Genomic DNA, 21,065 nt, shown 5'->3' with positions numbered 1-21,065 from the left:
CCCGCCGCCGGCGCGCGGCCGGGGCGGCCGCCTGTAACCGCATGCCCTCCGGCCGGGCGGGGCGGGACCATGACCTCTGCGCCCAGGGGCCGGGCGCGCAGGCGGCGCCGATCGGCAACCGAGGGGGTGCGGGTCATTCCTCGCCGGCCTCCCAGTCCAGCACGCCGGGCGGCTCCAGCCGCAGCACGGCGCGGCGCAGGAAGCGGCCGCCGCCCGGCAGGCTGGCCAGCGCCGAGACTTCCGCCAGCGGGCCGGGGTCTTCCCCCGCCGCCTCCTGCTGCGCGCCGGAGCGCGCCAGGGCCCGCCGCACGGCGGGCGGGGCCAGCGGCGCCTCCACCGCGCCGGGGTTGAACAGGCTGAGCCAGGGGCGCAGCACGGCCAGCGCGGCCTCGTCCATCCCCGGCAGCAGCGCCAGCTCCGTCAGATGCTGGACAGGCGCCGCCGCGCGCCAGGACAGCAGCGCGCGCAGGGCGGCAGCGGCGGCGGTGGGGGGCAGTCCGGTCTGCTCCAGCAGTGCCGCCAGCAGGGCGGGGGGCGCGGTGTTGGGGTTCACCAGCCCGCGCGGCGAGGCCGCCACCACCGCCACCTCCGCCGTGCCGATGCGGCTGTGGAAGGCGAGGCCGCCCGGCCCCGGCTCGGCCGGCGCTCCGCCGGCGCGCAGGCGGAACATCGCCTCCCGCACCCCGCTGGCGGCGGCGGCCTCGGCCTCGGCGGTGGCGCACCAGGCGGCGGCGAGCTGCGCCTCCGCCCGGGCGCCCGCCACCAGCCGCGCGCCGAGCAGCGCCAGCAGCGCCACCGACCACAGCACCGCCAGCAGGGCGAAGCCGCGCTCGCGCCCCGCCGGGCCATTCTCCGGGCTGTCCTCCGGGTAGGGCCGGCGGATCATCACGGGCCGGGCCGCCGCGGCCGCGCGGGATCGGCCGCGGCGAGGGCGTCGCGCAGGGGCGAGAGGCGCTGGCGCTGATGCGCATGCCAGCCGGGGAGTGGCTGCCCCAGCCAGAGCAGGCCCGTGAGGGCGAGGGGGAGCAGGAGGGCCATCGCCTGTCCGGCGCGGCCTTCCGGCGGGGTCATGACTGCGCGCCCGGCTCCCGAGCGCCTCCACTGGAAAAAGTTTTTTGGTTCTTTTTTCCAAAAAAGAACATTTCTCAGCTTCTTCTAAATTTTCTCACCGCGCTTTGTCATGGCGCGAGGCGCAGGGTGAAGAGATCGCTATTGCTCTCGGCCTCGCGGCGGATGGGCGCGGTGAAGAGGGGGTCGCGCAGGCCGGGCGTGGCGGTGAATTCGGTGAGGAAGCTCTCCTGCGGCAGGGTGTCGGTCAGGGTGGCGAGGAGGGGGAGGGGGTCGCCGAGGCGGGTGCGTTCGCGCGCCAGCGGGGTGGTCTCCCCGGTGTTGGCGGCCATGGCGCGGCGGAGGGCTGTGGTTTCCGCCTGGGCGGGGCGCAGGGTGGCGATTTCCGCTTCCACGGCGGCCAGGGCGAGGGACTGGCGCAGCAGGGGCGTGGCGGAGGCGGCGAGGAGCAGGCTGGCGCAGAGGGTGGCGGCGAGCCTTGGCCCCCGCCAGCCCTGCCCTTGTCTCTGCCCTTGCCCTTGCCCTTGCCCTTGCCCTGGGGCGGAGGCGAGGCGGAGCGGCCCGCCCTGGCCGGCCGCTTCCAGCCATGCCGGCTGGCGGCCGAGCAGGGCGAGGGCGTCCAGCGCCGGGCGCAGGCGGTCGCGCGGGGTGACCCAGAGGCGCAGGCTGAGCTTCTGCCGGGCCGGGTCGCGGCGCAGGGCGGTCCAGCCGAAGAGGGCCTCGGTGGCGGCGAAGGGGGTCAGGCGGTCCAGTTCATGGCGCAGGAGGCCGTCCAGCCCGGCCTCGGCGGCGAGGGGGAGTTCCACCGTGCGTTCCAGCAGGCCGCCGGGGGGCAGGCCGCCGGGGGGCAGGGCGAGGATGAGGCGGGTGGCGGCGCGGCGGTGGCGCTGGCAGGCGGCGCGCAGGCCGGGCAGGGCCAGGTCTGGCGGGGTGGGCGGCAGCAATGCCTTCTCCCGCCCGTGCCGGCGCAGGGCGAGGGAGAGCCCGCCTTCGCCGAGGCGCAGGACCAGGGCGGTGGCCCGCCCGGGGTCTTCGGGGGAGAGGGCGGGCAGCCTGTCCCGCCATTGCCGTCCCCACCAGCCAGCGATCTCGCGCAGCATTGCCTGGACCCGATCCTATTGATCGTGGGTTAATCACGGAACCGTGATGATCTTAACGCATCATGGAGACCGAAGGGAAGTTCCCGCTGCTGGTTTCCGCCGGCGCGGGCGGGAATTCGAGCCGGGCGATCAGGCCGCCGCCGGGGCGGGGGAGCAGGGCGATGCGGCCGCCATGGCGCTGCATCGCCTCGCGCACCAGGGCGAGGCCGAGGCCGCTGCCGGGATAGGTGCTGCCGCTGCCACGGGCGAAGGGCTCGAAGAGGCGGGGGATATCCTCGGGGTGCAGGCCGGGGCCACGGTCGCGCACTTCGAGGATGGGGCCGGGGCCGAGGGCGACTTCCACCTCCGCGCCGGGCGGGCTGGCCTGGAGGGCGTTGTCGAGCAGGGCCTCGACCGCCTCGGCCAGGGTGGCGACGTGGCCGCGCAGGGGCGGCAGCGGCCCTTCCTCCACCAGGGCGAGGCGGTGGAAGCCCTGGCGGGCGATGGGTTCCATCTCGGCGCAGGCGAGGCGGGCGAGGGCGGCGAGGTCGAGCCCCGGCGCCAGCGGCAGGGGCGCGCCGCTGCCCAGGCGGGCGTGGTCGAGCAATTGCTGGAGCAGGCGGGACATGCGCTCGGCGGTGGCGGCCAGGGCCTCGGTGCCGGGCCCGGGGGGGAGGGATTCGAGGCGGATGCGCAGGGCGGTGAGGGGTGTGCGCAGGGCGTGGGCGGCGTCGGCGGTGAAGCGGCGCTGGCGTTCCATGAGCGCCGCCATGCGGGCCAGGGCGTCGTTGGCGGCGGTGACGAAGGGCAGGAGTTCGCGCGGGAGGCCGGCGGTGGGGTAGGGGGCGGCGGGGTCGCGCGGGCGGTGGGCGGCCTCGTGCAGCGGGCGCAGGGCGCGGCGCACCAGCAGCGGCACGGCCAGCAGCGAGAGCAGGGCCATGGGCAGCAGGACGGGGAGGAATTCGTCCATCAGCTCGTCCCCCGCCCAGCTGGCGGCGGCGTTGAAGTCCCGCCCGTCCCAGGCGAGGCCGACGAGGTAGGGGCGCCCGGCGGCCTCGATGCGCTGCATCTCGGCATAGGGCGCGGCGAGGGTGGCGAGCCATTGTGGCGGGCTGGCGCCGGCGGGCAGGGCGGGGAGGGGCGGGTGGCTGGCCAGGAGGCGGCCGCTGGTGCCGTCCCACACGGCGAGGCCGCCGCCATGGCGCGCGGCGAACTGCCGCACCGCCGGGAGGCGGGCGAGGCCGGGGCCATCGGTGCCGGCCGCCACGGCGGCGGCGATGGCGCGGCCGGCGCTGCCGAGGCCGTGGTGATATTCGACATTCCCCGAGATCCGCGCCCAGAGCAGGAAGCCGAGCAGCGCCGCCAGCAGGGTGCCGGCATAGATGGCGGCCAGCCAGAGGTTCAGCCGCCGCGCCAGGGAGGGGTGGCGGCGGGGGGTCATGCCCGCCTTTCCGGCCGTGCCGTCGCGGGGGGTGCGGGAGGGGGCGCGCCTGTGTGGGACGGGCCTGTGTGGCACGCGCTGGCGTGGGCCAGGCCGGGCGGCATGGTGGCACCTGCCCCGGCGTGCCCCCCGGCGTGTCCTTTGGCGCGCATCGTGCCGTGCGGGCCGGCGCGGTGCCCGTGGCGCAGCGGTTCCACCGCATCGCCATCGGGCAGGGCGCGGTCGGGCACCAGCCCGTCGAAGCGGCCGCAGGCCAGGGCGGCTTCGGCACCGGCCTGGGTGGCCAGCCAGCCGGTGGCAGAGCCAGCCGCGGCGAGGGCAGCGGCGAGGGCCTCGCCAATGCCGCGGTCATCCTCGATCGACAGGGCTCGCGGCATGGGCGCGGCTTTCAGGAGAAGCGGCGGGGGGAGGGGGGGCGTCATGCCCCGGTGCCGGGCTGGCCGCACCATGCCGGGCGGCCTGGGGGAAGGCAAGCGAAACGATCACGTTTTCGTTACAATTGCACCTCAGGCCGCCGCCGCGGAGTCTGCCCCCCTCTTGCCTTTCCCCGCCGCCGGGTCTGCCATGCGGGCGGGACGGCGGCGCGGCATTCTCGCATGGCCCTTGGCATGGCCCTTGCTGCCCGCCGGCCCCGTTCACGGGCGGCCCGCCATCCAGGGCCGAGGAGGGGTGAGAGTTGCAGGATCAGCGGAGCGTCCGCCTGGCGGCGGATATTGGCGGCACCTTCACCGATGTGGTGCTGGATGCCGGGGGCGAGCGCCGCACGCGCAAGGTCCTGACCACCCCGGCCGAGCCGGAACTGGGCGTGCTCGAAGGCATCGCCCTGGTGCTGGGCGATGCGGGGCTGCAATTCTCGGATATCGACGTCTTCGTCCACGGCACGACGCTGGCCACCAATGCCATCATCGAGCGCCGCGGCGCCCGCACCGCGCTGCTCGCCACCGAGGGCTTCCGCGACGTGCTCGAGATCGGCACGGAAAGCCGCTACGACCAGTATGACCTCTGGCTGGAGAAGCCGCAGCCGCTGGTGCCGCGCGAACTCCGCTTCACCGTGCCGGAGCGCGTCGATGCGCGCGGCCGCGTGCAGAAGGAACTGGACGAGGCGGCCCTGGCGGAGCTGGCCGGGGCGCTGCGCGCGGCGGGGGTGGAGAGCCTCGCCATCGCCTTCCTGCACGCCTATGCCAACCCGGCGCATGAGCAGCGCGCCGGCGCGCTGCTGAAGGCCGCCCTGCCGGGCCTCGCCATCACCCTCTCGCACGAGGTCTGCCCGGAGGTGCGCGAATATGAGCGCAGCTCGACGGCGGCGGCCAATGCCTATGTGCAGCCGCTGATGGAGGGCTATCTCGGCCGCATGGCCGCCGCCCTCCAGGCGCGGCAGTATCGCGGCGCCACCTATCTCGTCACCTCCGGCGGCGGGCTGACGGCGCTGGAGACGGCGCAGAAATTCCCGGTCCGCCTCGTCGAATCCGGCCCCGCCGGCGGCGCCATCTTCGCCGCCCAGGTCGCGCTGCGCGCCAATGAGCAGAAGGTGCTCTCCTTCGACATGGGCGGCACCACCGCCAAGGTCTGCCTGATCGAGAAGGGCGAGCCCGCCACCTCCCGCTTCTTCGAGGTGGACCGCACGGCGCGCTTCCTGAAAGGCTCCGGCCTGCCGCTGCGCATCCCCGTCATCGAGATGGTGGAGATCGGCGCGGGCGGCGGCTCCATCGCCCAGGTGGACGCCATGCAGCGCGTCACCGTCGGGCCGGAGAGCGCCTCCTCCGTGCCCGGCCCGGCCTGCTACGCGCGCGGCGGCACCCGCCCGGCGGTGACCGATGCCGATGTGGCGCTCGGCCTGATCGCGCCCGAGGGCTTCGCCGGCGGCAGCATGACGCTGCGCCCCGATCTCTCGCGCCAGGCCCTGGCCACGGCGGTGGGGGAGAAGCTCGGCCTCTCGCCCGAGATGGCGGCCTATGCCGTCTATGAGATGGTCTGCGAGAACATGGCCAGCGCCGCCCGCGTCCATGCCGCCGAGCGCGGCGCGGTGATCGGCCAGCACACCATGATCGCCTTCGGCGGCGCCGCGCCGCTGCACGCGGCGCGCGTGGCGGAGAAGGTGGGCGTGCCGCGCGTGGTGGTGCCGCCCAATGCCGGCGTCGGCTCGGCGGTGGGCTTCCTCGCCGCGCCGGTGGCCTATGAGATCGTCCGCTCCCGCCCCGCCCGGCTCGATGAGAGCTTCGACGGCGCGGCCATTGCCGGCCTCTTCGCCGAGATGGCCGCGGCGGCGCGCGCCCTGGTCGAGCCCGGCGCGCGCGGCGCGCCCCTCTTCGAGCGGCGCATCGCCTTCATGCGCTATGTCGGCCAGGGCCACGAGATCACCGTGGAACTGCCCGACACCCCGCTCTCGGCCGGCGATGTCGCCGGGCTGCGCGCCGCCTTCGAGGCGGAATATGCCCGGCAATTCGCCCGCGCCATCCCGCGCGCGGCGATCGAGGTGCTGAACTGGTCCGTCCTCGTCTCCACCCGCGCGGCGCGGCCGGAGCCGGCGCCGGCGGTGGCGCCGCAGCCCGCACCGGCCCCCGCCGGCACCCGCCCCGTCTTCGACGGCCGGCGCGAGGCGGTGGTGGAGGTGCCGGTCTATCTGCGCGAGGCCATGCAGCCCGGCGCCCGCGTCCCCGGCCCCGCCATCATCACCGAGATGGAAACCACCACCTTCGTCACCGCCAGTTTCGATGCCCATATCGATGGCAGCGGCTGCATTGTCATGGAGCAGAAGGCGGCATGAGCATGACCCGGCAACCGAGCCTGATCGACCTTCAGATCATGTGGAACCGCCTGATCGCCGTCGTCGGCGAACAGGCGGAGGTGCTGATCCGCACCGCCTTCAGCCCCATCGTGCGCGAATGCGGCGATATCTCCGCCGGCATCTTCGACCTCCAGGGCCGCATGCTGGCCCAGGCGGTGACGGGCACGCCCGGCCATGTGAATTCCATGGCCGAGTCGGTGAAGCACTTCCTCCGCCACTTCCCCATCGAGACGATGCGGGAGGGCGATGCCTACATCACCAACGACCCGTGGATGGGCACGGGCCATCTGAACGACTTCGTCATCACCACCCCCGCCTTCCACAAGGGGCGCCTGGTGGGGCTTTTCTCCTGCACCAGCCACCTCATGGATATCGGCGGCCTCGGCAACGGGCCGGAGGCCACCGATGTCTTCATGGAGGGGCTCTACATCCCCATGCTGAAGCTCATCGACCGCGGCACGGTCAATGAGACGCTGATGGCGATGATCCGCGCCAATACCCGCCTGCCGGTGGATACCGAGGGGGATACCTATTCCCTCGCCGCCTGCAACGATGTCGGCGTGCGCGCCCTCCAGGCGATGATGGAGGAATTCGGCATCGACACGCTGGAGCCGCTGGCGGACTACATCATCACCCGCTCGCGCGAGGCGGTGCTGGCCGAGATCGCGAAGCTGCCCAAGGGAAGCTGGCGCTACAGCATGACGGCGGATGGCTATGACCATCCGCTCACCCTCTCCGCCACGCTGACCATCAGCGAGGCGGGCATCCATGTCGACTACACCGGCACCTCGCCCGCCGTGCGGCGGGGCATCAACGTGCCGCTGGCCTATGCCACGGCCTATACGGTGTTCGGCCTGGGCTGCATCGTCAGCGCGCAGATCCCGAACAATGCCGGCTCGCTGGCGCCGCTCACCGTCTCGGCGCCGCCGGGCTGCGTGCTGAACGCGCCGAAGCCCGCCCCCGTCTCGACGCGCCATGTGCTGGGGCAGATGCTGCCGGACATGGTCTTCGGCTGCCTGCGCCAGGCCCTGCCGGGCCGCGTGCCGGCGGAGGGCACCTCCTGCCTGTGGAACGTGACCGTCCGCGGCGAGCGGCCGGATCAGGCGGGGCCGAACCATGGCTATGCGCTGACCATCACCACCAATGGCGGCACCGGCGGCCGGCCGGGGCTGGATGGCCTCTCTGCCACCGCCTTCCCCTCGGGCGTGCAGGGCACGCCGGTGGAAATCGCCGAGCTGCAATCGCCGCTGATGTTCTGGCGCAAGGAACTGCGCCCGGGCAGTGGCGGCGCCGGCGAGACGCGGGGCGGGCTCGGGCAGATCATGGAAATCGTCAACACCGACGACGCGCCCTTTGAGCTTCTCGCCGCTTTCGACCGTATCGACCATCCGCCGCGCGGGCAGATGGGCGGCGGCGATGGCGCGCCGGGCTATGTCGGGCTGGGCAATGGCACCGTGCTGCGCGGCAAGGGCCTCCAGCTCATTCCGCCGGGGGAAACCCTGGTGCTGATGACGCCGGGCGGGGCAGGGCTGGGCGATCCGGCGCGGCGTGACCCGGCGCTGGTGAGCCAGGATGTCCGGAATGGATTGGTGTAATTGGAAAGAGATCTTCTTTTTCTGAAGAAAAAGAAGCAAAAAGACTTTTTCAGTTTGGCGTCCCGCTTCAGGCCTGAGGCGGGACGCCAACGGGAAAAAGTTTTTTGGTTCTTTTTTTTAAAAAAGAACGCTTTCAGGCCGCCCGGATATCATTGACGAAGCTGCCGAGTTCCTTGCGCAGGCTATCGGCCTGCCGGGCCTGGGCCTCGGCGGCGCGCAGGGCTTCCTGGGCGGCCTGCCCGGTGCTTTCCGCGCTGCTGGTGACGCGGCCGATGCAGCCGGCCACCTGCTGGGTGCCGCTTTCCGTCTCCCGCACGCTGCGCGAGATTTCGCGCGTGGCGGCGCCCTGTTCCTCGATGGCGGCGGCGATGGCGGTGGCCACCTTGTTGAGTTCGCCAATGGCCGTGGTGATCTCGCCGATCGCGCCGACGACGTCGCGCGTGGCGTTCTGCATTTCGTTGACCTGCTGGCTGATTTCTTCCGTGGCGCGGGCGGTCTGGCTGGCGAGGTTCTTTACCTCGGAGGCGACGACGGCGAAGCCCTTGCCCGCCTCGCCGGCGCGGGCGGCCTCGATGGTGGCGTTGAGGGCGAGGAGGTTGGTCTGGGCCGCGACGGATTCGATCAGCCCAACCACCTCGCCGATCTTCTGGGCACCGCTGGCGAGGCCGCGGACGATGGTGTCGGTGCGCTGGGTGGTGCCCACGGCCTGCTGCGTCATGGCGGCGGAATGCGCCACCTGCCGGGCGATTTCGTTGACGGCGCTGGAGAGTTCATCGGCGGCGGCCGAGACGGTGGTGATGCCGGTGCTGGCGGCGCGCGCGGCGCCGGCCATCATCGAGGTTTCCCGCGCGGTTTCCTGGGCGGTGCGGGTCATGCTGGCGGCGGCGCCGCGCATGGCCTCGGCCTGGGTGGCGACCTCCCCCACCAGCGGCCCGACGCGCGATTCAAAGGTGCCCGACAGCGCGGTGATCTTGCGGTCGTAGGCGGCCTTGTTCTCCTCCAGGTAGATGGAGATGGCGAGGTCCATATCCAGCATCACGGCCTGGTTGAGGGCGCGCAGCAGCAGCGCGGTGCGGCGCTGTGCCGCCGCCGGGTTCAGCCGGCTGGCATAGGCCTGGCAGGCGACCTCGTAGAGATGGCCGAGGATGAAGCTGTAGCCGCCGATATAGAAGCGCGGTTCCAGCCCGATCTTGCTGTGCATCAGCCCGATGCGGCGGACGGAATTGACATAGGCCTCGTCGAAGCGGCCGGAGAAGAGATGCGCCCAGTGGTCGGCCTGGGCCTTCTCCGCCCGTTTCATGGCGGAGGAGCCTTCCTTGAACATGCCGGCCAGCTCCGGCCATTGCTGCACATGGCCATAGAATTTCCGGAGGATCTCCGGCAGTGCTGTCTGCAGGACAGGCATGAACTCGGCCATGGCTGCCTTGCTATCGGCATCGATCGTCAGGAAGCGAAGGCGTTCGCGGATATCGAGAACAGAGGCCACGGTCCGGTGCCTTTTTGTGCTAGGGCTTGCTGCGGGTGACAACACGGACTCTTGACGTAGCCCAGAAGCCCTGAACGCCCTCTGAATCAATGTTGCGCGCGATCCGCAGTTTATGCCGCGCGCGCTCAGGCAGCCCGCGCGCGGCGGCCCGGCTCCTGGCTGGCGATGCGCAGGCGGATGCGGAATTCCGCGCCGCCGGGGATATTGCTGACGCTCAGGCTGCCGCCGAACCCGGCCACGGTGGATTGCGCGATGGACAGGCCGAGCCCGGTGCCCTTGCCGGCCGGCTTGGTGGTGAAGAAGGGCTCGAAGAGGCGGGGCAGCAGGTGTTCCGGCACGCCGCCGCCATTATCGGCCAGGCGCAGCTCCACCCAGCCCGGCAGCGGCGCGGGCCTGGCGGAGAGGCGCAGCATCCGCCCCTCGGGCCGGTGCTCTTCCAGCGCGTCGCGGGCATTGAGCATGAGGTTGACGAGCACCTGCTCCAGCGGCACCGGGCGGCCGAGCACGGCGGGCAGGTCCGGCGCGAGGTCGAGGGCGACGACGATGCGCGCTGCGCGCAGCGCCTCGGCCGTCAGGCCCAGCGCATCCTCGATCACCGGGCGCAGGGCGGTGGGCTCGGCCTCGCCCGCCTCGCGCCGGCCGAGGCGGCGGAGATGGTCGATGATGGCGCGCGCCCGCTGCCCCTGGGTGACGATGCGCTCCAGCCGCGGCGCCAGCTGCCGGGCGAGGTCTGGCGTGGCCTCGGCCAGCATCTCCGCCACCGCCTCGGCGGCGAGGGACATGGTGGCGATGGGCTGGTTCAGCTCATGCGCCAGCCCCGCCGCCATCTCGCCGAGCGTGGTGAGGGTGCCGAGCGCCGCCGCCTGCGCCGCCAGCTCGCGCTCCCGCGTGGTGTCGAGCAGGGTGCCGATGGTGTCGCGGCTGCCATCCTCGCGCGGCACGGGGGAGAGCAGGCGCAGCGTGTCGCGCAGCCAGCGCGTGCTGCCATCGGCCAGGGTGATGCGGTATTCGGTGGAGGCCTGCCCGGCCTGGCAGGTGGCGGCCACCAGCCGGTCCCGCGCCTCGCGCGCCGTGGCGTCGAGGCAGTCGCGCAGCCGCGCCGGCTCGGCCAGCTGGTCCTTGTTCAGCAGCAGCAGGCGGCGGGCTGAATCACCCATGAAGGTCATGGTGTAGCGGCCGGCAGCGTCGATCCGGCCGGTGTAGATGATGGCCGGCAGGTCGGCGATCAGCTGTTCGGCGAAGCGGCGGGTGCGCAGATTCTCCTCCGCCCGGAGGAGGGCGGCCTCGGCCTCGCGCCGGCTGCGGCGGCCGGCGCGCAGCAGCGCGGCCAGGGCCAGGGCACTGGCGGCGATCAGCGAGAAGGCCGCCGCCGCGATCAGGGCCAGCCGCGCCAGCCGCTCGCTCTCGGCCAGCGCGGCCTCGGAGGGGCGCAGATGCACCATGATCAGCGGCGCCTCCTCCAGCCGCAGCATGCTGACGATGGAGGGCTGGGGCGCTCTCCCCGCGCTCCCGGGCAGGGTGGCGCGGCGGGCCACCACCCTGCCGGGCGTGAGATCCTGCCACCATTCCCGCGGCAGGGCCGTGAAAGGCTGGCTGGCCGGTTCGGCGAGCACCATCCCGTCACTGCGCAGCACGGCGCGGGTCACCTCGGGGCTGAGGTGCCTGCGCATGGCGCCGATGCGGAAGATATCCATCGTGACTGTGGAGATCCCGAGCAGCGTGCCATCCGGCGCCCGCAGGGCGCGGCTGAAATGGACCCCGTATTGCCCGGTGTTGCGCCCCCAGTGCGGGACGCTGACGAACTGGCCATTCTCCGCCCGCGGCCCGGCCTGCGCCTCGCGGTGGGCGCGGACATAGTCGCGGTCGCTGAGGTCGAGCGCGTCGGGGAAGCCATTGCTGGTCCAGCGCAGCCAGCCCCCGGCATCGATCCAGCCGATCTGCTGCACGGAGAAGCGGCCATCCTCGGTGGCGGCGCGCAGGCGGTTCTCCACCACGGCGGCGGCGGTGGTATCGCCCGCCGCCAGCAATTCCTGCCGGGCGGCGACCAGGGTGTGCAGGGTGTGCACCCCGTCCAGCATGCGCAGCAGGAGCTGGTGGCTGGTCTCCAGCGTCTCGGCCGCCTGTTGCAGGGCCCGGGCCTCGCCCTGCTGGTGGATCCGCTCCGCCACGTGCAGCGCGGCGGCGAAGGCGAGCATGCTGAGGCCGGACCACAGCATCAGGGGGGGCAGGAGGCGCGCCAGGGCCGGGGCCAGCCGGTGCCGGGGGCCGGCGGCCGGGGCCACGGGGGAGGAGGGCGGAGAGATGGCGGGGGGGGCCGTGGCCCCGCTCATGGCAGGCGCGGCAGGGGCAGCACGAAGCGGCCGCCCGCCTCGCCGCCGGCGACCTGCCAGCCGGCGCCGTGGCGCAGCGCCACCGCCTGGGCATGGGCCAGGGCGATGCCCTGCCCGTCCTGCGCGCCGCGCAGCAGGCTGCTCTCGGCCTCTTCCTCCGCCAGCGGGGCGGGCCAGGGGCCGCTCGCCTCGATGCGCAGCCAGGCTTCGTCCCCCGTCTCGGCCAGGGAGAGGGTGACTTCCCCGGCGGGGGGGGAGCCTGGCGCGGGCGGCGCGGCGGGCTCCGGCGCCGCGCCCAGCACGGCGTTGCGCAGCACGGCGCAGAGGGCGGGCTCCAGCAGGGCCGGCTCCGCCGCCACCCAGAGCAGCGGCGCGGGCTCTTGCCGCAGCATCACGCCGCGCGCGGCGGCCAGGGCGGCGCAGCCGGCCACGGCGCGGGCGGCCAGGGTGTTCATCTCCACGCGCTGGCGCTGGGGCGGGGGCGGGCTTTGCTCCAGCCGCTTCAGCGCCAGCAGCATATCCACCGCGCCCAGCAGCCGCTCCGCCCCCTGGCGGATTTCGCGCAGCGCCTCCGCCCGGCGCGCGGGGCCGGGCAGGGCGTCGCTTTCCAGCATCTCGGCGAAGCCCAGGATGGGCACCAGCGGCGTGCGCAGCTCATGCGCCATGACGCGCAGCCGCGGCTCGGGCGGGCTCTTGGTGGACAGCGCCTCGCGCAGGCGGCGGGCCAGGGCGGCCACCTCCTCCTCCGCGCGGGCGGAGCGGGCGGCGGCGGCGCGGCGGGCGGCGGCGCGTTCCAGCGCGGCGCGGGCCGATTCCACCGCCTCCCGCAGGCGGAAGGGCTTGCGCAGGAAGTCGAAGCTGCCGAGGCGCAGCGCCGTCGCCGCATCCTCCAGCGTGGCATGGCCGGTGACCAGGATGATCTCCGTGGCCTGGGCCTCGCCGCGCTCCGCCAGGGCCTGCCGGGCGAAGCTCAGCCCATCCATCCCCGGCATGCGGATATCGCTGACCACCACGCCGAATTCGGGGGCGGCGCGCAGCCGGCGCAGCCCTTCCTCGGCCGAGGTCACGTGCAGGGTGGGCAGGCCCAGCGCGCGTTGCAGCCCCTCGGCCAGTTCGGCGCCCAGCAGGGGTTCGTCATCCACCACCAGCAGCCGCAGGGCGGCCGCGCCAGGGGAGAGGGCAGGGGGGGCAGCGGACATGCCCTCATCCTGCTGAGACAAAGATTTAGTTTTTCTTTCAACCCGGTGGCGTGCCCTGACTCCACGCGCCAGACCGAAAAAGTTTTTTGGTTCTTTTTTTCAAAAAAGAACACTTCCCCTGTTCTTTCCACAGCGCAGGGGTGCCCTGCCACGCATGGCCTTTTGCCTCGCGCCCACCGGGCCTAGCCTGTGCGGGTGCCAGACGAATCGAAGCTCCCCGACCCCCGGCTGATGGCGGCCATCGTCGCCAGCGCCCTTTTCATGCAGAACCTGGACAGCACGGTGGTCGCCACCGCGCTGCCCTCCATGGCCCGTTCGCTGGGCGAGGACCCGCTGGTGATGGGCGTGGCCATCACCTCCTATCTCGTGGCGCTGACGGTGTTCATCCCGCTCAGCGGCTGGGTGGCGGACCGCTTCGGGGCGAAGCAGGTCTTCATGGCGGCGATCGCCACCTTCACCCTGGCCTCGGCGCTGTGCGGCCTGTCGGACGGGCTGGCGACCATGGTGGCGGCGCGCATCCTGCAGGGGCTGGGCGGCGCCATGATGGTGCCGGTGGGGCGCATCCTGCTGCTGCGCCGCGTCCGCAAGGACGAGCTGCTGACGGTGACGACCTGGCTCAGCATGCCCGGCCTGCTGGGCCCGGTGCTTGGCCCGCCGGTGGGCGGGCTGCTGACGGACCTGATCTCCTGGCGCGCCGTGTTCTGGATCAATGTGCCGGTGGGCATGCTGGGGCTGGTGCTGGTCTGGCGCATCATCCCGGCCCTGCCGGCGCCGCCGCCGGTGCCGCCCGATATCCGCGGGCTGACGCTGGTGGGCGCCGCGCTCACCTGCCTGATGTTCGCCTTCGAGACGCTGGGGCGCGGGCTGGTGCCCAACCCCATCCCGCAGATCGTGCTGCTGGCGGGGCTGGGGCTGACGGCGCTGGCGGTGCGGCATTGCCTGCGCGTGGAGAATCCGGCGCTGGATTTCCGCCTGCTCTCCATCCCGAGCTTCCGCGTCCCCGCTGTGGCCGGCACGGTTTTCCGTGTCGGCGCCGGGGCGGTGCCTTTCCTGATACCGCTGACGCTGCAACTCGGCTTCGGCGCCAGCGCCTCGAAGAGCGGCATGATCAGCTTCGCCACCGCCGTCGGCGCCTTCACGATGAAGCCGATGGCGCAATTCGCGCTGCGCCGCTTCGGCTTCCGCAATGTGCTGATCTGGAATGCGCTGCTGGGCGCGCTGGCGGTGGCGCTGTGCGGTGCCTTCCGCCCCGGCTGGCCGCTGACGGCCATCTTCCTGGTGCTGATGGTGGGCGGGCTGTTCCGCAGCCTGCACTTCACCACGCTGAACACCCTGGCCTATGCCGATGTGCCGCAGGAGAAGCTGTCCGCCGCCACCAGCCTCTACAGCACGGCGCAGCAGCTTCCGCTGGCGCTGGGCGTCGCGGTGGCCTCGGCGGTGTTGCAGGCCAGCGTGGCCATCGCCGGGCGCAGCGAGGCCGCCATGCCGGATTTCACCATGGGCTTCCTGGCCGGGGCCCTGCTGACGGCCGCCGCCGCGCCGCTCTCGCTGGGGCTGCCCCGCGATGCGGGCGAGGGGATCGTCCGGCGGTAGCAAGCAAGAAAGCGGTTAGAAGAAAGAAAGCGCTGGGGGGCTGAGAGCCCCCCAGACCCCGCTGTCAGTGGGACGGATGGCGGGGTCCCCGAGGGAAGATTTGGGGTGGCCCTGCCAGCCCGGCGGGGGTGCGGGGGGGGCGCCCCCCCCCTGCCTACTCCGCCGGCTGGGCGAGGGCGCCGCCCCGGCTGAACTTCCGCGCCAGCCCCTCGAAGGCGAGATAGAGCACCGGGGTGACGAAGAGCGTCAGCGCCTGGGAGACGGCGAGGCCGCCCACCACGGCGAGGCCGAGCGGCTGGCGCAGCTCGGCGGCGGCGCCCCAGCCGGCGGCGATGGGCACGGCGCCGGCGGCGGCGGCCAGCGTCGTCATCATGATGGGGCGGAAGCGCAGCACGCTGGCATCGCGCACCGCCGTCAGCGGGTCGACGCCGTTGCGCTGCATGGCCAGGGCCACATCCACCACCATGATGGCGTTCTTCTTCACGAGGCCGATCAGCAGCAGCACGCCGATCACCGCGATCACCGAGAGGTCGAGCCCGAACCACCACAGCGTGGCCAGCGCGCCGAGCGCCGCCGGCGGCAGGCCCGAGAGAATGGTGAGCGGGTGGACGAGGCTCTCATAGAGCACGCCGAGCACCACATAGACGATCAGCACGGCGGCGAGCAGCAGGGCGCCCTGGCCGGCGAGGGCCTGCTGGAAGATCTGCGCCGTGCCGGAATAGCCGGAGACGATGGTGGGCGGCAGGCCCAGCTCCTTCTCCACCGCCGAGATGGCGGCGGTGGCCTGGCCGAGGGCGATGCCAGGGGCGGTGTTGAAGCCGATGGTCACGGCCGGGAGCTGGCCCTGGTGGGCGACGGTCAGCGGGCCGACGCGGCGCTCCAGCCGGGCGATGCCATCGAGCGGCACGAGCTTGCCGCCGCTGCCGCGCAGATAGATCTTGGACAGGCCCGTCTCGTCCTGCTGGTCGCGCGGCAGCGCCTCCAGGATGACGGCATAGCTGTCCGAGGCGCCGTAGATGGTGCTGATCTGCCGCGCGCCGAAGGCGGAGTAGAGGGCCTGGCGCACCTGATCCACCGTCACGCCCACGGCCGCGGCGCGGTCGCGGTCCACCTGGACGGAGAGGATGGGGGCGGAAAGCTGGAGGTCGGTGCTGACATCCTGCAGCTCGGGCAGGCGGCGCAGCGCGGTGGTCATGCGCTCGGACCAGTCATACAGCTCCTCCGAGCGCAGGCCCTGGAGGGTGTAGAGGTAGAGGGTGCGCGACTGCCGCGCGCCGAAATTGAGGTTCTGGATGGGGCTGTAGAAGACGCGCAGGCCCGGGATGCCGCCGGTGGCGCGGCGCAGCTCCTGGATGATGTCGCTCACCGCCTTGCGGTCCTTGCGCGGCTTGAGCTGGATGAACATGCGGCCCTGGTTCAGCGCCTGGCTGGTGCCGCTGATGCCGATGATGGAGTTCACCAGCTCGACCGACGGGTGCTGGCGGATGATCTCCACCGCGCGGGCCTGGCGGGCCACCATGTCGTCGAAGGAGGCGTCCTGCGGCCCCTCGGTGTTGGCGTTGAGCAGGCCGGTATCCTCGACCGGGAAGAAGCCCTTGGGGATGGCGACCGCCAGCCAGACGGAAAGCCCGACGGAGGCGAGGAAGACCACCCAGACGAGGGGGCGCAGGTGCAGCGCCTTGTCCAGCATCCAGCCATAGGCGCGCTCCACCGCGACGAAGCCGCGCTCCAGCAGGCGCTCGAAGGCATTGGGCTTGCCATGGTGGGGCAGGCGGCTGGTCATCAGCGGCGTCACGGTGAGGGAGACGACGCAGGAGACCAGCACGGCGAGGGAGACGGTGGCGGCGAAGGCGTTGAAGACGCGGCCCACCACGCCGCCCATCATCAGGATGGGCAGGAAGACGGCGACCAGGGAGAGGGTGATGGAGATGATGGTGAAGCCGATTTCCTTCGCGCCGCGGATGGCGGCGGCGAAGGGGCTCATTCCCTCCTCCATGTGGCGGACGGCGGCTTCCAGCATGACGATGGCATCATCCACCACGAGGCCGACGGCGAGCGTCAGGCCGAGCAGGGTGATGTTGTCGATGCCATAGCCCAGCGCGTACATCAGGCCGAAGGTGCCGGCCAGCGAGATGGGCACGGCGATGCCGGGGATCAGCGTCGCCGAGAATTTGCGCAGGAAGAGGAAGATCACCAGCACCACGAGGCCGATGGCGATCATCAGGTGGTGCTGCACGTCGTGCACCGCGTCGCGGATGGAGACCGAGCGGTCCAGCATCACGTCGATCGTGGCGCCGGGGGGCAGGGCGGCCTGGAGGGCGGGCAGGGCGGCCTTCACCGCGTCCACCACATCCACCGTGTTGGCGTCCGGCTGGCGCTGCACGGCCAGCGTCAGGCCGCGGTTGCCGTTCATCCAGGCGGCGACGCGGTTGTTCTCCACCCCGTCCTCGACGCGGGCCACGTCCTGCACGCGGATCGGGCTGTTGCCGCGGCCGCCGATGATCAGGTGCCTGAAGGATTCGGCATCCTGGAGCTGGTCATTGGCGCGCAGCGTGAGCTGCTGGCGCGGGCCGTTCAGCGTGCCGACGGGGGTGTTGCTGTTGGCGGCGGCGATGGCGCGCTGGGCCTCGTCGAAGCCGAGGCCGAGGGCGGCCACCCGGTCGGGGTCGAGCTGCACGCGCACGGCGTATTTCTGCTCGCCATAGGTCACCACCTGCGCCACCCCGGGGATGCGGGAGAGGGCGGGGGAGATCAGCACCGCCGCCACCTCGTTGAGGCGGTAGAGCGGCACGTCGCCGCCGCGCAGGTTCAGCAGCACCACCGGCGCGTCGGCCGGGTTGGATTTGCGGAAGCTGGGCGGCGTCGTCATCTCCGCCGGCAGGCGGCGCTGGGCGCGGGAGATGGCGGCCTGCACGTCGAGCGCCGCGGCGTCGATGTTGCGGCCGAGCACGAATTGCAGGGTGAGCTGCGTCGTGCCCTGGCCGCTGGTCGAGGACATCTGGTCGATGCCCGCGATGGTGGAGAATTCGCGCTCCAGCGGCAGGGCGACGGAGTTGGCCATGGTCTCCGGGCTGGCGCCCGAGAGGGTGGCGGAGACGGTGATGACGGGGAAGTCCACGCGCGGCACCGCCGCGACCGGCATCTGGAGATAGGCCACGATGCCGGCCAGGACGGCGGCGGCGGCCAGCAGCCCGGTCATCACCGGGCGTCGGATGCAAAGCTCGGACAGGTGCATGGCGTGCGCTCCCCTCAGCCCTGCGGGGCGCGCGCCGGGGCGGCGCTGCCCGGACGCTCAACGACCCGGGCGCCATCGGACAGCAGCTGCGCCCCCTCGATCACCACCTTCTCGCCGGCGGTGATCTCGGCTTGTAGCACGGCCCGGCCGGCCACGACGCGCTCAAGCCGCACGGCTTTGCGCCTCGCCCGGCCCTCGCCATCGACGACATAGACATAGCGGCCGCCGCCGCTGCCGGTCTGCACCGCCTGGACGGGCACGCTGAGCGCCTGCGGCTCGATGCGCGGCACCAGCACCACGTTCACATACTGGCCGGGCCAGAGGGCGGCGTCCGCATTGGGGAAGCGCGCCTTCAGCTGGACGGTGCCGGAGGTGGTGTCCACCTGGCTGTCCACGAAGAAAAGCTGGCCCCGGACCGGCGCCCGCCGGTCGGTGGGCGGATGGGCGGTGACGGGCGGCGCGCCCTGGCGCATGGCCGCCTGGATCTCCGGCAGCCAGCGCTCCGGCACGGCGAACTGCACCTGGATCGGGTCCGTCTGGGTGAGGGTGGCGAGCGGCGTGGCATCGCCCGCGCGCACCAGATTGCCCTCGGTGAAGGGCAGGGCGCCCAGGCGGCCATCGATCTCGGCGCGGATGCTGGCATAGTCGATGGTCAGCCGCGTCTGGGAGATCAGCGCCTCGGTGGCGCGCTGGGTGGCCTCGGCGGTGGCGGCGTCGGCCAGGGCCTGCTCGGCGCGCTGGGCGGCGGCGAAGCCCTCCCCGCGCAGCGAGGCGTAGCGCGCCGCATCCGCCCGCGCCCGCGCCAGCTGCGCCCGGGCGGAGGAAAGCTGCGCCTCCTGCTGCGCCAGTTGCGCCTGGGCCATGCGCGAATCGAGGGTGAAGAGCAGCTGCCCGCGCGTCACGCGCTGGCCCTCCTGCACATGCACCTTCTCGATATGGCCATCGACGCGGCTGCGGACGGAGACGGTGTTCTCCGCCACCACATTGCCATTGGCGGTGATTTCGAGCGGCACCGGGCCACGCTCGGCCGCGCTGACCACGACGGGCACGCCCGGCGGGGCAGCGGGTGCCGTCTGGGCAGGCGCGGTTTGGGCCGGCGCGGTTTGGGCCGGCGCGGTTTGGGCAGTCGCGGTTTGGGCGATGGCGGTGCCGGGCAGGCCCAGCGCCACGGCGAGCAGCAGCGGGGCGGCGACCGCGCCCGCCTGGAGGGGATGAAGCGAACGCGTAAGGGTCATGGCTTTCCGCATTAAGCTGCTATGCAGCATGCGCAAAGCGACCGTTACGTTGCGTTACAATTTACCATCAAATTTTGCTGAACCGGTCCCGCGACTCGGCGGAACAGGGGGCCAGGGCAGGCTCCAATAGGCGGCCGGATGAAACCGCCTTCATCTCCCGGGGAACGAAAAAGCCGCGACAGGTGGCAGTCCACCGCGCGGCTTTCGCACCCTGTGGAGATCCGCGCCGGCCCGCGGGGGGCCAGGGCGCGGAGTCGGGCGATCAGAAGCCCTCGCGCTCCAGGCGCTTGCGCTCGACCTTGCGGGCGCGGCGGACGGCCTCGGCGGCCTCGCGGGCGCGGCGCTCGGACGGCTTCTCATAGTGCCGGCGCAGCTTCATCTCGCGGAAGACGCCTTCGCGCTGCAGCTTCTTCTTGAGGGCCTTGAGGGCCTGATCGATGTTGTTATCCCGAACGACGACCTGCACGCTGTGCGGTCTCCTCTCACTGCCTAGACCTGGGAAACCAGGGTGTATGGAAACGAAAAGCACGAAGCGCCGGACCAGCGCCGGTGCCTTCCTGCAAGGTCCGGTGCGTCTAGCATGGGGTCAGGGCGGATTGAAAGCCCTTCCGGAGGCATGGCACGCACCCAAAATCTGGATTCCGCGAGAGGAGCCGCCGCATGGCCATTCTGAAGATCGCCCGCATGGGCCACCCCGTGCTGCTGCGGGTGGCCGACCCCGTGGCGGACCCGACCGACCCCGAGATCCGCCGACTCGTCCAGGACATGGCCGAGACCATGGTGGATGCCGGTGGCATCGGCCTCGCCGCGCCGCAGGTCCATGTTCCGCTGCGCCTGTTCGTCTGGCGCCAGGGGGAGGAGGTGGCGGCCCTGATCAACCCCGAGATCGAGCTGCTCGGCCCGCCCGAGGAAGGTGGCTGGGAGGGCTGCCTCTCCATCCCCGGTCTGCGCGGCCATGTCGGGCGCGCCCGGCGAATCGCCTTCCGCGGTCTCGACCTCGATGGCGATGCGGTGGAGGGGGAGGCGGAGGGCATGCTCGCCCGCGTCATGCAGCATGAATATGACCACCTGAACGGCGTGCTCTACCCCAGCCGCATGGCCGACCTTTCCCTTTTCGGCTTCACCGAGGAGCTGGCGCGCGCCGCCGCCCTTCAGCCCCCCGCCGCGCAGGAGACCCCGCGATGAGCCCGCTCGACCATCTGGAACGCAGCGCCGAGCGGGATGCCGCCCTGCGCGCCCTGTTGCCCGAGGTGCCGCGCCTGGGCTGGAGCCCCGCCGCCCTGCGTGCCGGCCTCGCCGCCACCGGGCAGAACCCCGACTCGGCGGCGTGGCTTTTCCCGCGCGGCCCCGTTGGCATGGTGGAGGCCTGGGCCGACCTCGCCGACCGTGACATGGCCGCGGAGGCCGCCGGGCTGGATCTGCCCGCCCAGCGCATCCCGGCGCGCATCCGCGCCCTGATCCTGCTGCGCCTGCGCCAGCAGGAGCCGCACCGGGAGGCGCTGCGCCGCGCCCTGGCGCTGCTGGCCCTGCCGTGGAACGCCCCGGCCGCCGCCCGCGCCACCGCCCGCACGGCGGATGCCATCTGGATGGCCGCCGGCGATACCTCCAACGATCTTTCTTTCCATACCCGCCGCGTCACCCTCTCCGGTGTCTATGCGGCGACCCTGGCCTTCTGGCTGCGCGACCCGGAGGGGCAGGCCACCCCGGCTTTCCTGGACCGCCGGCTGGAGGGGGTGGCCCGGATGAACAAGGTGTTTGCCAGGCTGAAGGGGCGCGCGGCCGCCCGGAAAGCAGCCTGAAAAGGCAAGATGTTCTTTTTTGAAAAAAAAGAATCAAAAAACTTTTTCAGTTTGGCGCCCCACTTTGCCGGGAGATGGCGGCAGCCTGGAAAAAGTCTTTTTGCTTCTTTTTCTTCAGAAAAAGAAGATATTGTCATGATAGATTTAAGGCCTGTTAGAGCTTGAATGCTGTTCCCATGTTCTGGGCATGGTGGAGAGCAGCGACAATCAGGTTTTCACG

At 72.2% G+C, this 21,065-nt stretch carries 16 protein-coding genes; 5 read left to right on the top strand and 11 right to left on the bottom strand.

The window, feature by feature from the left end; all coding sequences use genetic code 11:
- Nucleotides 1-133 precede the first annotated feature (133 nt).
- From NON00_RS15720 to NON00_RS15700, 5 genes are all read right to left on the bottom strand, one after another.
- Nucleotides 134-889: a hypothetical protein gene (locus NON00_RS15720; protein ID WP_256022773.1), complete on the bottom strand. Its 756-nt coding sequence runs from the start codon at nt 887-889 to the stop codon at nt 134-136.
- Entirely contained in the window at nt 886-1,071 is a 186-nt protein-coding gene (locus tag NON00_RS15715) for a hypothetical protein (RefSeq protein WP_256022770.1), read from the bottom strand. The genes NON00_RS15720 and NON00_RS15715 overlap by 4 nt, the downstream gene beginning before the upstream one ends.
- Nucleotides 1,072-1,178: 107 nt before the next feature.
- Nucleotides 1,179-2,168 carry a hypothetical protein gene (locus tag NON00_RS15710; RefSeq protein WP_256022768.1) on the bottom strand — a complete coding sequence of 330 codons (990 nt, stop codon included), beginning with the start codon at nt 2,166-2,168 and terminating at the stop codon, nt 1,179-1,181.
- A gap of 52 nt (nt 2,169-2,220) precedes the next feature.
- Nucleotides 2,221-3,588 carry a HAMP domain-containing sensor histidine kinase gene (locus NON00_RS15705; RefSeq protein WP_256022766.1) on the bottom strand — a complete coding sequence of 456 codons (1,368 nt, stop codon included), beginning with the start codon at nt 3,586-3,588 and terminating at the stop codon, nt 2,221-2,223.
- Nucleotides 3,585-3,965 carry a hypothetical protein gene (locus tag NON00_RS15700; RefSeq protein ID WP_256022764.1) on the bottom strand — a complete coding sequence of 127 codons (381 nt, stop codon included), beginning with the start codon at nt 3,963-3,965 and terminating at the stop codon, nt 3,585-3,587. The genes NON00_RS15705 and NON00_RS15700 overlap by 4 nt, the downstream gene beginning before the upstream one ends.
- A gap of 299 nt (nt 3,966-4,264) precedes the next feature.
- Between NON00_RS15700 and NON00_RS15695 the strand changes: the two genes are divergently transcribed.
- Together NON00_RS15695 and NON00_RS15690 are read left to right on the top strand one after the other, a co-directional pair.
- Complete coding sequence (locus tag NON00_RS15695; protein ID WP_256022762.1) at nt 4,265-6,352, top strand: hydantoinase/oxoprolinase family protein; 2,088 nt, start codon at nt 4,265-4,267, stop codon at nt 6,350-6,352.
- A 2-nt stretch (nt 6,353-6,354) separates the two neighbouring features.
- Nucleotides 6,355-7,968 carry a hydantoinase B/oxoprolinase family protein gene (locus NON00_RS15690; RefSeq protein ID WP_256022815.1) on the top strand — a complete coding sequence of 538 codons (1,614 nt, stop codon included), beginning with the start codon at nt 6,355-6,357 and terminating at the stop codon, nt 7,966-7,968.
- 133 nt (nt 7,969-8,101) lie between these two features.
- Here the strand turns inward: NON00_RS15690 and NON00_RS15685 are convergent, their stop codons facing one another.
- The 3 genes from NON00_RS15685 to NON00_RS15675 form a co-directional block, all read right to left on the bottom strand.
- The gene (locus NON00_RS15685; protein WP_256022760.1) at nt 8,102-9,454 is read right to left on the bottom strand and encodes a globin-coupled sensor protein; all 1,353 of its coding nucleotides are present in this window, start codon (nt 9,452-9,454) and stop codon (nt 8,102-8,104) included.
- Between the two features lie 125 nt (nt 9,455-9,579).
- A complete protein-coding gene (locus NON00_RS15680) occupies nt 9,580-11,784 on the bottom strand; it encodes an ATP-binding protein (RefSeq protein WP_256022756.1) in 2,205 nt (734 codons plus the stop codon).
- Complete coding sequence (locus tag NON00_RS15675) at nt 11,781-12,983, bottom strand: response regulator (protein WP_256022754.1); 1,203 nt, start codon at nt 12,981-12,983, stop codon at nt 11,781-11,783. Before NON00_RS15675 ends, NON00_RS15680 begins: the two co-directional genes overlap by 4 nt.
- 195 nt (nt 12,984-13,178) lie before the next feature.
- On the opposite strand from NON00_RS15675, the gene NON00_RS15670 reads away from it, so the two are divergent.
- Nucleotides 13,179-14,576, top strand: coding sequence for an MFS transporter (locus NON00_RS15670; protein ID WP_256022752.1), 1,398 nt, complete (start codon nt 13,179-13,181; stop codon nt 14,574-14,576).
- Between the two features lie 154 nt (nt 14,577-14,730).
- Here the strand turns inward: NON00_RS15670 and NON00_RS15665 are convergent, their stop codons facing one another.
- From NON00_RS15665 to rpsU, 3 genes are all read right to left on the bottom strand, one after another.
- The gene (locus NON00_RS15665) at nt 14,731-17,811 is read right to left on the bottom strand and encodes an efflux RND transporter permease subunit (RefSeq protein ID WP_256022750.1); all 3,081 of its coding nucleotides are present in this window, start codon (nt 17,809-17,811) and stop codon (nt 14,731-14,733) included.
- Nucleotides 17,812-17,825: 14 nt separating this feature from the next.
- Nucleotides 17,826-19,046: an efflux RND transporter periplasmic adaptor subunit gene (locus tag NON00_RS15660; protein ID WP_256022748.1), complete on the bottom strand. Its 1,221-nt coding sequence runs from the start codon at nt 19,044-19,046 to the stop codon at nt 17,826-17,828.
- A 262-nt stretch (nt 19,047-19,308) separates the two neighbouring features.
- A complete protein-coding gene (rpsU, locus tag NON00_RS15655; protein WP_007006360.1) occupies nt 19,309-19,512 on the bottom strand; it encodes a 30S ribosomal protein S21 in 204 nt (67 codons plus the stop codon).
- A 194-nt stretch (nt 19,513-19,706) separates the two neighbouring features.
- On the opposite strand from rpsU, the gene def reads away from it, so the two are divergent.
- Nucleotides 19,707-20,231, top strand: coding sequence for a peptide deformylase (gene def / locus NON00_RS15650; RefSeq protein ID WP_256022745.1), 525 nt, complete (start codon nt 19,707-19,709; stop codon nt 20,229-20,231).
- Nucleotides 20,228-20,845, top strand: coding sequence for a COQ9 family protein (locus NON00_RS15645; RefSeq protein WP_256022742.1), 618 nt, complete (start codon nt 20,228-20,230; stop codon nt 20,843-20,845). The genes def and NON00_RS15645 overlap by 4 nt, the downstream gene beginning before the upstream one ends.
- Nucleotides 20,846-21,065 lie beyond the last annotated feature (220 nt).

The organism is Roseomonas sp. GC11 (assembly GCF_024437745.1).
In the GTDB taxonomy this organism is placed as follows: Bacteria; Pseudomonadota; Alphaproteobacteria; order Acetobacterales; family Acetobacteraceae; genus Pseudoroseomonas.
The sequence above is the reverse complement of the archived record's forward strand: the minus strand, read 5'-3'. Positions and strand labels throughout refer to the sequence as shown.